At 39.4% G+C, this 13,249-nt stretch carries 9 protein-coding genes and 1 pseudogene; 2 read left to right on the plus strand and 8 right to left on the minus strand.

Annotation, left to right across the window (positions count from 1 at the left end):
* Positions 1-44: 44 nt before the first annotated feature.
* Positions 45-1,127: a non-hydrolyzing UDP-N-acetylglucosamine 2-epimerase gene (wecB, locus tag MSBRM_RS04315; protein ID WP_048154739.1), complete on the minus strand. Its 1,083-nt coding sequence runs from the start codon at positions 1,125-1,127 to the stop codon at positions 45-47.
* A 232-nt stretch (positions 1,128-1,359) separates the two neighbouring features.
* Positions 1,360-2,328: a glycosyltransferase family 2 protein gene (locus MSBRM_RS04320; protein WP_048154742.1), complete on the minus strand. Its 969-nt coding sequence runs from the start codon at positions 2,326-2,328 to the stop codon at positions 1,360-1,362.
* Positions 2,329-3,418: 1,090 nt separating this feature from the next.
* Here MSBRM_RS04320 and MSBRM_RS04325 point away from each other — a divergent pair.
* Both MSBRM_RS04325 and MSBRM_RS04330 read left to right on the plus strand, forming a co-directional pair.
* Positions 3,419-4,094 (plus strand): annotated as a pseudogene (locus tag MSBRM_RS04325) (transposase); the annotation flags it as partial.
* 171 nt (positions 4,095-4,265) lie between these two features.
* Positions 4,266-5,453 (plus strand): CPBP family intramembrane glutamic endopeptidase, encoded by a 1,188-nt coding sequence (locus tag MSBRM_RS04330; protein ID WP_052712696.1) that lies wholly within the window; start codon positions 4,266-4,268, stop codon positions 5,451-5,453.
* 602 nt (positions 5,454-6,055) lie between these two features.
* On the opposite strand, the gene MSBRM_RS04335 is transcribed toward MSBRM_RS04330, so the two are convergent.
* The 6 genes from MSBRM_RS04335 to MSBRM_RS04360 form a co-directional block, all read right to left on the minus strand.
* Positions 6,056-6,322, minus strand: a complete 267-nt coding sequence (locus MSBRM_RS04335; protein WP_048154745.1) for a hypothetical protein — start codon at positions 6,320-6,322, stop codon at positions 6,056-6,058.
* Positions 6,323-6,925: 603 nt separating this feature from the next.
* Entirely contained in the window at positions 6,926-7,525 is a 600-nt protein-coding gene (gene iorB, locus MSBRM_RS04340) for an indolepyruvate ferredoxin oxidoreductase subunit beta (protein WP_048154749.1), read from the minus strand.
* Positions 7,522-9,324, minus strand: coding sequence for an indolepyruvate ferredoxin oxidoreductase subunit alpha (gene iorA, locus MSBRM_RS04345; RefSeq protein WP_048154752.1), 1,803 nt, complete (start codon positions 9,322-9,324; stop codon positions 7,522-7,524). Before iorA ends, iorB begins: the two co-directional genes overlap by 4 nt.
* Positions 9,325-9,692: 368 nt before the next feature.
* Positions 9,693-10,508 carry an ATP-binding protein gene (locus MSBRM_RS04350; protein WP_048154757.1) on the minus strand — a complete coding sequence of 272 codons (816 nt, stop codon included), beginning with the start codon at positions 10,506-10,508 and terminating at the stop codon, positions 9,693-9,695.
* A 656-nt stretch (positions 10,509-11,164) separates the two neighbouring features.
* Complete coding sequence (pyrF, locus tag MSBRM_RS04355; protein WP_048154759.1) at positions 11,165-11,830, minus strand: orotidine-5'-phosphate decarboxylase; 666 nt, start codon at positions 11,828-11,830, stop codon at positions 11,165-11,167.
* A gap of 4 nt (positions 11,831-11,834) precedes the next feature.
* Positions 11,835-12,788 carry a deoxyhypusine synthase gene (locus tag MSBRM_RS04360; protein WP_048154761.1) on the minus strand — a complete coding sequence of 318 codons (954 nt, stop codon included), beginning with the start codon at positions 12,786-12,788 and terminating at the stop codon, positions 11,835-11,837.
* Between the last annotated feature and the right edge of the window lie 461 nt (positions 12,789-13,249).

Genomic DNA, 13,249 nt, shown 5'->3' on the forward strand with positions numbered 1-13,249 from the left:
TTTATTCACCAACTAGTAGTATTTCCTCATTCAGTTTGATTACTTCAATTCTTCTCCTTAGTTGCAAGTCTACATATATCTACAATTAATCTTGCTGCATTTCCATTGCCATAGGGATTACTCCAATTATTCTCCTTAACAGCATTCTTAGCAGAGTTTAGAATTACCAATGGATTTACACCAGCTAAGACATTCGATCCTACTTCCAGCGTTTCTGGGCGTTCAGTATTATCCCTTAATGTGATACAAGGTACTCTTAGTATACAGGTCTCTTCTTGTAGACCTCCAGAATCCGTTAACACAAATTTAGCATTAGCCTCTAACTGAAGAAATTCAAGAAATCCCTGTGGTGGAATAACATCAATTCCTTCAAGAGAAAGACCTAACTTTTCAACCATTTTTTCCGTTCTTGGATGAATTGGAAAAACAATTGGAAGTGAGAAATAGTCCTTGATTAATTTTAATCCTATTATAATTCCTTCTAACCTTTTTTTAATATCGACATTCTCAGCTCGATGAAAGGTAACAAGAATATAATTTTTGGGAAATAAATGGAAATCTTTCAGAGTATTTATTTTTTCTTTTGCAATTTTAATATTCTGATATACAGCATCAACAACCGTATTTCCTGTTACAAAAATTTTTTCAGGCTCGATCCCTTCTTTTATTAATTGTTGAGATGAAGTCTCAGTTGGTGCAAAAAGGTAATCAGAAATATGATCTGAAACAATGCGATTTATCTCTTCTGGCATACTGTGGTCAAAGCTCCTTAGACCAGCCTCAACGTGACCAACTTTAATATTTAATTTAGCCGCCACGAGACTTCCTGAAAGAACTGTATTGGTATCTCCCTGCACCAGAACAATATCTGGTTGCGTTTTAAGTAGAACATTTTCAATGCCCAACATTATTTTACCGGTCTGAGATGCATGAGTTCCAGAGCCTGCATCTAAGTTGTATTCAGGCTGTGGAAGATTTAATATATCAAAAAAAATACGATCCATTTCATAGGAATAATGTTGGCCAGTGTGAAGTATAAAATAGTCCAGATTTTGTTCTTCACACTCTTTTATAATAGGAGACATTTTGATAATTTCTGGTCTCGTACCGAGAATGATACCAATCATTACTATTAACACCTTTAACGATCTTTATTTGTTTATCACTTTCAGTCATCAATGCCTAAAACTTAACAAATTTTTAATATTTTAATAAAGTGAATCGGAGTTGGCAGCTCTGAAATTGAAATTTAGGTTCAGAATTGGTATCTCGGGAGAATTATACAAACATGAAGCCCTAATTTCTCTACACTGCCTGAAAAGTTGAATTTATAAATGACCACTCACCTCCATAAAGAAATTAAGTCGTCCTCGCCTCCCGCAAAATTGCAGATATCGAATGCAGTAAGAGACCTGTCAAAGCCATGAAACTCCCTACGATAATACACAGAATCATGAACATGGTCGGTCCGAAGTCCAAGCTTTTTCCCACCGTGAAGTCCTGCAAGAAAAGAATGCCCAGAATAAGACCGCCTATTCCAAGAACCGATCCAGGAACTGTAAGGTAACAAAGAGGTTTGTTGAACTCAATATCTTTTAAAATCATTAGAAGAACTCCCAAACCGTGTTTTATTGGGTGTTCGGTTGAACAGTCAACGTCATATCGGACTCCAATTTCAACTTCGGCTATGCGAAGGTCGGATTTGCCTGCATCTGCAAGCATTTCGCTTTCTATGGCCATTCCCTGGGCTTTGAAGCGGAAAGCATCTTTTGTTGAAGCTGAAAAGGCACGGAAGCCACTCTGGGAATCGGTAATATGGAGCCCGGAGTTTAGCTTGGTAGCCCCGTCGAGAATAGTCTGGCCGACACGGCGATAAGAAGGAGTATTTTTGTCTAGGCCGTTTAAGTACCTGCTACCGTTGACAATATCGGCTTCACCTTTAATAATAGGATCTACAAGTTTCGGTATTTCGGCAGGGTTGTGCTGACCATCGGAATCCATGGTAACTATTATATCCGCACCTAGGTCATCTGCGGCTGCAAATCCGGTCTTGAGGGCTGCACCTTTCCCTTTGTTTACTTCATGAACAATTACCTCAGCTCCTGCTTTCCTTGCAATATCGGCCGTCCTGTCCGAACTTCCATCATCGACCACGATTACGCTGTCGGCATAATATCTGGTAAGTAGGACTACACTCCCAATGGAAATTTCTTCATTGAAGGCAGGAAGGATCACTGTGACATTCTGCGGAGCTGTACTCTTAGCACGTGTGATTTGTTTCTGAGTTACACACTGGTCACTCTTACCCACTAGTCTTTCATTGCTCAATTTGGATGACCCCTAAGCGTAATGGAATATTAGAATGTATTCTAATTAGATATTAAAGGGCATCTAATTTTAATGAGCTAATTCCTGCAGAATCAATTTTGACCTTCAGAACAATGTTTCAGAACTACTTTCGTGTTAAGAAACTTGATTGGTCATCCGAGATTTGGAAACTCAGAGATTCTATTTGAGTTTTGGGATTAGTTCAATAACTATATAATTGTTTAACTTATTTTATTATATTACTTTTTTGTAATTTAATATTAAAAACTAATATATTATTTTATAAAGCTAACACAATAACATAATAAGAAATCAGATATAAGTCTATTGGTAGACCTATTAGTAAAATGAATATAAAGTTATATTATTAAACTAAAAGCTTGAAATAAATAATTCTATAAATCTAAAATAAATCTAAACATTAAAGTAACAATTTCTCCAAAATATAAGATAAAAATTCAAAAAAAGCTATCAGAAAAACTTAAAAACATATATGCACGCATAGTCTGGACGGTCGTTGTATATATGGAAAAGCTCTTCCGATATACCCCAGGCTTGAAGACACTTGCCGCAACTCACAGAGGAACAAAACAAAGAAAAAGAAGAAATAGAAGGCTGAAAACGAAAACTATCTAAAAAAACCCTCTGGATACTTCAGTAGTGTAAAAATTAATATAAAAAGTAATTTGTTTAAAAAATAAAAATGTATAGTTAAAAGTTATTTAGGTAATTGAAATTCATAGACTATCATACTACCTAACAATATTGCTGAATTAAATGTAACGAAGATAAAAAGTAATAAATGAAAAGCATGGAAAAAACAGGAAGGAAACTGGCAGACAAACACATGTGACAGTCAGGTAGCTTCTATCGGAAATAGGTCAAGAGATAAAATACAGATTCATTGGTCATCGGTTAAGGAATTTTCTTACCTGAACGCTATCGATTTTGCATTAAAAACCGGCCTTAAATTTTGGCCTGTTCATATGAAATCGATATCTTGTTCCAACTCCTAATTTCTTAAAATATTTTACAAATGTTGGGGACATTGATGCAATTTGTCACGATTTTTCACTTAACCGAAGGCATTGATTCCACTCCACTTGAAGCTTCAAGATATGACAAACATGCTGATTATAATCCTCATTATGAATGCAAAATGGATAAGGCACATATTACAATGGTTGGAACTTATCCTATTTTCATGACTCATACAAAAGGACTTTCTGGTGACTCTCCAGAACTTATCGCCCATATTGAAGCTCTAAAGAACATGAACGCTAATCTGGAATTTTATTTTGCTGACGGAGGTTATGATTCATTCCGCAATCATTCTGATATCTGGTATCATCTGAACGCAAAAACGATTATTTCCTACGCTTCAAATGCAGTAATCAATCAAGAAGGTGAAGAGGAACGAATCGATCACTGGGTGAATAAAAAGTGGAAACTCGGTGGAGATACTCATGCACCAATGGAAAACAAACTCAGATTTCTATATGAAATTGGGAGGAAAGAACAGGTAGGAATGTACCTGAGAAACCAGAATATCTGAGATGAGACTTTTTGATCAGTATAAAAAGAGAGCTGAATGTGAAAAGATACACGGACATATTAAAGGTACAGTAAAGTTCGATATCAGAAGAGTGAGAAATCAGAGTAAAAAACTCTACTCTCTATTGAGTTTCATAGCATATCAACTACTGGTGTTAACAGAAATGCAAAATAAAGTTGAAAGCAAAAATTTGTTTGGGAGATACTTGTAAAGAAGTGGTATCAAATTATATAGAGATTTTAAAAGCTAATTTGAGATTCCCGATCGGAACTATTGACTATATACGAAACTTTATATATTATTTACAATAAGAGATTGTGGAATATCTGACAGATTTGCACAAACAGAAATGAGTTAGCCCTGAGTGAAAGAAGGAGTTCCAATGAAAAAAAGACTTATTCATACTAAACAAAAAAAGCTAGATCTTCTAATAATTATTTTAGTGTTGAGTCTGGCTTTAATGGCAGTTTCTCCTGCATGTTGTAGTGACTCGAATAATTCCTCATCCTCACAGACAGAACCTGTCTTGAAACTGGTACCTTCCAACAATGCGGGAGAACCAGGTTTTTCTAAATTTGTTTTGTCTGATGAAAGTTCAGGGCCTTTCCAACACATCGAACAATATGTCGATATTATTTACACTTTTGGAGGAATTGGGGCAGCCTTTCTGATTATTCTAATATATCGACGTATGGCTTCAAAAGAGCAAGAACTGATCGAACATCCTCCAGGAGAGCTCTATCCGCATAAAATCTGGAAAAAATTAGGGCTTGAAGATATAAATCTGGAAGAATTCGAGGCCGAAAGGATCAGGCTCTTTACTGCAATACCTGTTGTATTCATAGGCTTGGCCGAACTCCTTATCTATGCAGACAGAATAAAAATCGCTATCTGGATACATATCGGAGTTTTAATTGCGTTATCTCTTTCCGATATAATCATAAAGAATCTCAAAGTATACAGAATTTATCAGGCTCTAATGCTCCTCCCTATCCTGAGATTGGTAAATCTTTCGATGCCTGTATTTTTTAATAACACCCTTTATACCTTCGTTTTCGTCTACGCCCCTCTTTTAGTTCCTCTGGCAATTATAATAATTAATCAGCGTTCCTCTTTTGAGCATATAGGGATTACTACAAATAATCTTCCTGCTTATATTATCCTTTCAATTCCACTGGGCTTTCTTTTTGGGCTTGGAGAATACTTTACTATCCATCCAGGCTACCTTATTCAGGATCTTTCCATCGGAAACCTGCTTAAACTTACTTTTATAATGGTTTTCTTCGTGGGTTTAGTTGAAGAACTTATTTTCAGGTCAATCCTCCAGACCAGGCTTGAAGATGCGCTCAGTGTGAAAGAAGCGGTGTTAATCACAGGTCTTCTGTTTGGGCTCATGCACTCGGGATATGGTACCTTCCATGAAGTTTTATATACGGGTTTTGTAGGACTTTTCATGGGCTTTGCTTTCTACAAGACAAGAAGTCTGCCCTTTATTGCTATCTTTCACGGCTTAGTAAATGTTTTCCTTTTTGGGGTTTTTCCTCATTATCTGAGTGGAGTAATGTTCTGAGATTTATTAAAACCAGTATAAGCATTCAGCAGGTAGTGTCGTGAATTTGCTGTAAATTTATAATCAAATTTTTGGGTGCAATGAGAAATAATCTTTCCAATGAGAATTCTCTACCCCAGAACTTTTTGAGAGCTAATATTTACAGAAAAATTGACACACTGCCAGATTAGATTTTGATGTTGATTATAGATAGCTGAAGATAACAAAAAGCATTGGATTAAGCCTGAATTCTGTCTTTTTAGGCGCATATATGCTTTTTCTCATATCTAAGAGGACAGATGATGGCGAGTTAAAAATATTATCTTGCATCCGATGTGCTTAAGTTTAAGCGCATAAGTCGATATCAAGCGATATTTATGCGCTTAAAAATTTGGACCTACAGATTAAATCTAAAATAGGTTTTTTGAATGAAAAGTACTCAAAAAAATAAGAATAATTAACTATTAATTTATAGAAAAGGAGAAAAAGTAAGGTTATTCGTTGTTTTGTGTGGATATCCTCATAATGTCTTCATAAAAATCAATGTGGTCTCGAATTGAAAATCATCTTATCCACAGGGAATGACGAAGAGCCAAAAGTAAAATACTCTATAAAAGCTGTAATCATGGTCTGATAATCGCTATAACATTAAAAACTACAATTGCCACAAAGCTGAATAACAAAGGAACAATTGCCATATTAAATGAATTATTAAGATATTTATTCCACTTTTCAGATGCTGAAAAAACCTCTTTCAGGGAAAGAAGAGCTATAAGTCCAACAACTATTGCAGCCCCATACTGAGGAAGCCCTGGGGTCGTGACCATTGTTATTGCACTCGATGCGGCAGCGCTTGAGGCAATACTAGATGAGATACTACTTAGTAACATCGAAACACACCTTCCACCAATATAATTTCTTTCTTAAATGTTAAAAATGCCTGCTTAGATATTGCAAATGACTTAAAAGAATAATATAGTTTAAAGTAAAAATAACATAATAGTATAAAAAAGTTTTCTTAGAAACTTTAGTTATTAAACCAAGTAAATTGTTTCTCCTGATTCCGAAATAATTAACAGGTATTTCTAAAATTCTAGGCAGTTGTGTTCTATTTGTACATGTGATTTAATGAGGAATCCTTTAGCTCTGAAGCTAGACGTACAGTGTAATTAGCAGTCTGGAATCTATAAAAGATACAGGACTTACAAAGATACAGGACTTACAAAGATATAGACTCACGAAGATATAGACTCACGAAGATATGGGACTTACGCACTTAAAGAACAAACTCAATTACGGAAAAAACTGTGGATTGAAGTCACGTATTAGACAGTTAACGGTCTGATGCTGTTGATTTTTCATTTCAACTGCATAAGTCCTAAGGGAATTAACGAGATTTATAACGAGTGGCTTTGCAATTAACATACCTGTTCAGATGACATAAAATACGATAGGAAGCAATTTCTTTATTATAAAGGAGTAAAAGGAAAGGTTTAGCTTTCCTCTACTTTTTGCCTTCCCGCTTCAAAAGCCCTGAGATTCACTTCAATTGTTTTCTGCGGCACAAGGGCTTTAACACTTTCAAGCAGGGTTTCTTTAGGAATTGGCAGATAGCCTGAGACTGCTCCCACCATCACGACATTCATTGCAAGCCTGTTCCCAGCTTCGTAAGCCAGATCATCTGCATTAAAGGCTTTGACTATGTATTTTTCCGAAAGAAAATCAAGAATATCTGAGACTTCCGGATATTTTGTAAGGCCTGAGGTGACAGTTACAGGAATTATGGGTTGCGTATTCATTATAACAATTCCGCCGTCCTTCAGGAAATCCAGGTACCTGACTGCTTCCATGGGCTCAAGGGCAAGCAGAAGGTCTGCACCTTTTTTCGGGATCATGGAACCGTAGTTATTTCCAACCCGAATATGGTTTACAACCGAACCTCCACGCTGGGCCATGCCGTGAGTTTCCGCAGCCCGGATGGGCAGTCCTGCAGTAACTGCGGCTTTTCCTATAATGTCAGAGGCAAGGATTGCACCCTGTCCTCCTACTCCTGTAATAAGGAGATCTAGTTTCTTTTGTTCAGCCTGGCTCATCGCTTCACCTCCTGAATCGCATCAAACTTGCAGATCTGGGCACATACTCCGCACCCACTGCAAAGGGCCGTAATTACAGCACATTTATTTTGCTCGTTAAACTCAATTGCAGGGCATCCAAACTTAATACACTGCTTGCAGCCTTCGCATTTATCAGGATCAATAACATATGGGTTCCGACGTATACCTGCCCTTTTTCCTGAAATCACGCAGGGTTGCCTGGCAATAACCACAGCTACGCCTTCAAATTCTTTTGCTGCCTTAAAAGCTTCCTGTGTCTCTTCAAGCTTATAAGGGTCGACAACCGATACAAATTCTGCACCCATTGCTTTGCAGAGCTCTTCAAGTGAAACCTGGACGGTTGGCTCTCCTGTTGCCGTGTACCCGACGCCTGGATTTGGCTGATGTCCGGTCATGGCTGTAATACGATTATCCAGAATAGTAACCGTGATATTTGCTTTATTGACAATTGCGTTCAGGAGTGAGTTCATGCCTGAATGGAAAAAAGTTGAATCTCCTATAGAACAGCAGATAGGCCGCTTTTCTCCTGCGTGGTAAAGCCCTGAAGCAACGCTGATACTTGAGCCCATGCAGAGAGTGGTCTCAACAGTCCCGCTCTGGATTCCAAGGGTGTAACAACCGATATCGCTGGGGTAAATCGCATCCTTTCCAAAGACTTTTTTCATTGAATGGAAAGTTGCCCTGTGAGAACAGCCTGCACAAAGAGCAGGCGGGCGAGGAGCAAGCTCAAGAGATTTGCCTGATGTTTCAGCTTCGGTCTCAAGATCGAAGGTTTTCTTAAGAACCTCAAGGAAGGCACTTACATCCAGTTCTCCTTCCCTTGGCACAAAACCATTAGTTTTCCCGAGCACCGAAACCTCAATCCCGGCTTCCTGTGCAATCATCTTTACCTGTTCTTCCACGATAGGCTCAAGTTCCTCAAACACAAGTACGGTGTCTACGGTTTCAAGCAGTTCGAGAATCAGCTTTTTCGGAACCGGATACGTTCCTATCTTAAGGTACGAAACGTCAAGTCCAAGTTCCGTAAGTGCTTCTTTTGCATACACTGAGGCAATGCCTGCACCTATTACTCCGAATTTTGCATCGGATTTTAGTTCAAGGGAATTCCATGGGGATTCGGCAAGGGCATCCTCAATGGACTGCTGGATAGAAAGGAGATGTGTATGGCGTGGACGTGCGTTCTTCGGGAGCATGACCCAGCGGTCCAGAAGTTTTTCAAAATTAGGAGCCGGTTTTTCTACGGGTATCTCTCCAAGTTCAATATCTGACTTCCCGTGCGAAATTCGGGTGGTGGGTCTGAAGATCACAGGAACTTCAAACTTTTCGGAGAACTCAAAAGCATAGGGCAGCATGTCCTTTGCTTCCTGGGGAGTCGCGGGATCAAAACAGGGCACAAGGGCAAACTGGGCATAACGCCGCGTATCCTGTTCATTCTGGGATGAGTGACACGACGGGTCATCAGCAGCGATTACAATCATCCCGCCCTTTGTTCCTGCATAAGCAAGTGTCATAAAGGGATCTGCTGCAACGTTTAGCCCGACATGCTTCATTGTCACTACAGAACGAACGCCTGTCCAGGCAGCTCCGACTGCAACCTCCATTGCAACCTTTTCGTTAACCGACCATTCTACATGGTAATCCCGGTCTTTTCGGGCTGCAAGCGTATCTATAATCTCCGACGACGGAGTTCCGGGATAGCCTGCAATAACCTGCACGCCGCCTTCAAGAAGCCCGCGGGCAATTGCCACGTTTCCAAGCATGTACTCACGCATTGTCATAATTATTGTCTCCAGTACTTATACAGGAAAAATACCTTTATAATTACAGGTTAAATATATTCCAATTGATTAATGTCTGCAAGTTTAGATGATCTACTCGATTGGTGACAGCAAATCTGAAGTTCTATAAGGACAGTTCAGAAACCATACCTGCTGTCCGAAACCAGGTAAAACTTTTACATTATCAAATAACACGATCAATAATATACTTTCGGATAAGTGCCCTGAAGTTCTCTTCTCGTACGTACGATTATTTAACTTGCAGAAAAAATGAGAAACGATGAAAGTTTACAGTTTTTGAGAAAACACAAAAATAGATTTAAAAGCTGGTATAGGTTAGTTTGCTGTCCAGCTCAAGAATAAATAATTCAATTAATAACTCCATTTTTCTCCAGAAACTCTACAAGCTTCTTGATTTCATCCAGCTCGAAATCAAGTTCTTTGCCCTTAAGGGACGTCTTAAAAATTTCTCTTCTTTCCGGAATTTCAGCCACGACATTCACGCAATTTACCGACGCTAGCATCTCTTCTCTTATGTCCGGTTCAACTTTATTAAGTACAAAGTAAACCCTGCACCCACACTGAGCGCCAAATTCACCAAATTTCTTTGAAAGCTTGAGGGACTCATAGGAAGGATCAACAATCACAAGAATCAGGTCAAAGTCCTTATCAACTCCACGCCCGAAGTGCTCAGTGCCGGCTTCGGTATCCACGATTACAAGATCATCCTTTCCAAGTTCAAGGTTCTCAAGAAATTCCCTTGTCAGAGCTCCCATTGGGCACGCGCAGCCCTCCCCAAAATTGTGAATTTTGCCAACTGCCATCAGTTTGACTCCGTTCTTTTCTTCCACAAATTCTGGCGGGAGGTCGGAAAAACTCCATCTCTTCTCGAAAAAGCTGGACTGCTGCTGCGCTGGCTGACCTGAAGTACTCCCACTGGCTGCAAGCCCCAAGAATTGCGTTTTTTTGGGAGCAGTCCTTTGTTTTTCCTTAAAGCCTGTTTTTCCCCCAAAATATTCCATAAGATCCTTAGGAGCCGCCATTCCTAACTGGCTGTGAAGCCCGTAATTGGACTCGTCAATGTCGAGCACAAGCACGTTTTTAGTTTTTGCCATTTCCTTTGCCAAGAGTGCCGAAATAGTACTTTTTCCGCTTCCTCCTTTTCCGCACACTGCTATTTTCATATATAGTTCACCTATCCCAGTAATTTATCATGCTGAAGTGAACTACGTCTTCCTTTAAACATTTTCTTGCCTGAATAGTCAGATGACGGAAATAAGAATCGGGAAAGTGACGAAACGAAAAACAAGGAGAAAATAGAGAATTAATGAACGGAATTCAGAAAATTGCATTGAGTAACGTCGGCGATATAACGATAGCCAGAAAGGATGAGACCAAAATCAAAAGTGCATACCAGTACTGAGAATGTATTTCCGTTTTTTAAATGGAGACTAAAAGCTGGTCATGGAGAGTGACGATCTGGACAGACCCTCTCCTAGCCTGGTATATAGGATGTAACGGGGTGAGCGAATCCCCATAAATAGGTACGAATTTTTAAGTATATAATTGCACATGTTTTGATCTTTTTTGAGAATTTGGGGATTTAGACGCTACTTCTTCGGTACATGTTTTAGCTTTTATCCTGATCAGATACGGGACAATTTTTGTGCCTCAGAACTCATAGGGCTCATCACGAAATCAGCAAAATTTTTCATCATAGGCACTAAATTGATGTTCAGATAATTGATGTTCAGATAATAAATGCGGTTAATATAAGAAATATCTTTCAGAAAAAAAGAAAAACATATGAAGATACAAAATATGTCTTAAAAAATATTTTTCAGATTTCTCCCTTGAGTTTTGCTTCAATCTCAGCAGCAATCTTGCGGGCAGCTTCTCTTGGTGACTCTGCTTTGTAAATTGCTCTTCCTACGATTACCCAGTCTGCGCCTGCGGCAATAACATCAGACGCTTTTCCTCCCTGAGCTCCGACTCCAGGAGAGATGATGGTAAGTTTGTCACCAATAATTTTTCTAATTGCCGTTACTCTTTCCGGTCTGGTCGCGGGTGCAACAAGGCCAAAAGCTCCTGCTTCGGCTGCCATTCTTGCGATTGCTTCTCCGACGGGCTGGAGGAATTCGGCTCCTCCAGGGTGGCTCATTTCACTTACCACGAACACGTCTTTCCCGTATTCTGAAGCAATCTCAATGCAGGCATCAAGGCTGTCCCGGCCTGTAAAACCCTGGACAATTACTGCATCGGTTCCTGCCTCAAAGACATGCTCGCAGATAAGGCGGTTGGTGTTTGGAATATCGGCAACCTTGAAATCAGCTATTATGGGAGCAAACTCTGCAAGCTCCCTGATGATTCCAAGCCCGGTAGCAAGTATTAGAGGATAGCCTACCTTTATAGCGTCCACGAATTCCGAAACATCTTCTGCAATTTTAAGAGCTTCTTCTCTGTCGGAGACATCAAGGGCAAGGATCAGACAGCTTTTCTTTTCCATAAAATCACCTCTTTGAAAGGCGTGTACGCACAGCTGCAACCATAAGCGGGAGAGTAATAGTAGCATCTGCATACACGGTTACGGCTTTTGCGTTTTCTCCTACTTTTCCCCAGGACTGGGCTTCATCAAGGGTTGCCCCGCTCAGACCACCAGTCTCAGGATGATCCATTGTTAATTGGATTGCATAGTCAAAAGATTTGGGGGTTACAAGCATGGACTGGAGGATATAATTTTTGGGAACCCCTCCACCGATGAGCAGGGCACCTGCACTCTCAGCCGCATAGCAGATCTCTATAAACTCGTGCATATCAGCAAATGCATCAACATGCAGAGGGTTTCCTTCTTTATATAGCCATGCCTGAAGCCCTATTACCGAGTCCTGAAGGGCAGGGCAATAAACTGGCACACCCATTTCTGCTGCGGTTTTCAGGATAGAGGAATCATCATCAAGGTTTTTTCCGATCTCGGTAAGCACCTGACGGATCGAGAGTTTTTCTTTAGGAAGCCCGGCATAGACGCCCTGTAGAAATTCTTCAAGGTCTGTAAAGTGCTGGTCAGGAAGATAAACATCGTAAATCCTGTCAATGCATTCATTCCGTAACTGGATATCGTTTGTACAGTCTGTGCCTTTATAATGGTGAAGTCCTAGAGCTTCGACAGTGTCGTGCACCATATTAGCTCCGGTCGTGACAAGCACATCGATGTAGCCGTCGCGTATTAAATCCGCAACAATGTTTCTCATGCCTGCGGGAGTCATGGCACCTGCAAGCCCGAAAAATTTCGTAGTTTTTTCGGAAGCAAGCATTTCATAATAGATTTCTACGGCCTCAGCCAGCCTGCCTGCTCCAAAGGCGCAGCCTTTGTATTCCCTGACAAGATCATCAACACTCATACCGGTGGTGATCTTTGCAGCTTTGATTGGGGTCGAAAGTTTTTTGTTTGGAGTATTACAATCCATTCGATTTCCCTCATGAAAAGGTATGATAGATCATATCTTTGAGAATTATCTTTTTGAGAATTATCTTTTTGAGAATTATCTCTTTGAGAATTATCTCTTTGAGAATTATCTCTTTGAGAATTATTATTTCCCTATTATTTTTGAGCTGATATTGGATTATCTGAAAACACATAGTATATGATAAACTTTCTCTTTATGCATTAATTTATAAAATGCACATGCAATACTCGAGACCATCGGTCTAGAATACAATTTTACCTGAAAATCTAAGAACTCTGAATCATTACGCATTTTATATCAGGTTAATAACTGAAAGCATCAGGCTAGAATATAATCAGGTAATATTAATACCTTCATGGTAAGATCTTAAGAACATGTCTGATAAATCATTAAATAACGAACTGATTAAATACGAAAATATCGGGTTTTCTTTTGAGAACAGAAAGATACTCTCAGGTTTC

It is taken from the genome of Methanosarcina barkeri MS, assembly GCF_000970025.1.
GTDB classification, from domain to species: domain Archaea; phylum Halobacteriota; class Methanosarcinia; order Methanosarcinales; family Methanosarcinaceae; genus Methanosarcina; species Methanosarcina barkeri.

What these genes read in the sequence shown, in the direction of transcription:
- wecB (WP_048154739.1), bottom strand. Translation starts at nt 1,127, where the DNA reads ATGATTGGTATCATTCTCGGTACGAGACCAGAAATTATCAAAATGTCT.
- MSBRM_RS04330 (WP_052712696.1), top strand. Translation starts at nt 4,266, where the DNA reads ATGAAAAAAAGACTTATTCATACTAAACAAAAAAAGCTAGATCTTCTA.
- MSBRM_RS04335 (WP_048154745.1), bottom strand. Translation starts at nt 6,322, where the DNA reads ATGTTACTAAGTAGTATCTCATCTAGTATTGCCTCAAGCGCTGCCGCA.
- iorB (WP_048154749.1), bottom strand. Translation starts at nt 7,525, where the DNA reads ATGAGCCAGGCTGAACAAAAGAAACTAGATCTCCTTATTACAGGAGTA.
- iorA (WP_048154752.1), bottom strand. Translation starts at nt 9,324, where the DNA reads ATGACAATGCGTGAGTACATGCTTGGAAACGTGGCAATTGCCCGCGGG.
- MSBRM_RS04350 (WP_048154757.1), bottom strand. Translation starts at nt 10,508, where the DNA reads ATGAAAATAGCAGTGTGCGGAAAAGGAGGAAGCGGAAAAAGTACTATT.
- pyrF (WP_048154759.1), bottom strand. Translation starts at nt 11,830, where the DNA reads ATGGAAAAGAAAAGCTGTCTGATCCTTGCCCTTGATGTCTCCGACAGA.
- MSBRM_RS04360 (WP_048154761.1), bottom strand. Translation starts at nt 12,788, where the DNA reads ATGGATTGTAATACTCCAAACAAAAAACTTTCGACCCCAATCAAAGCT.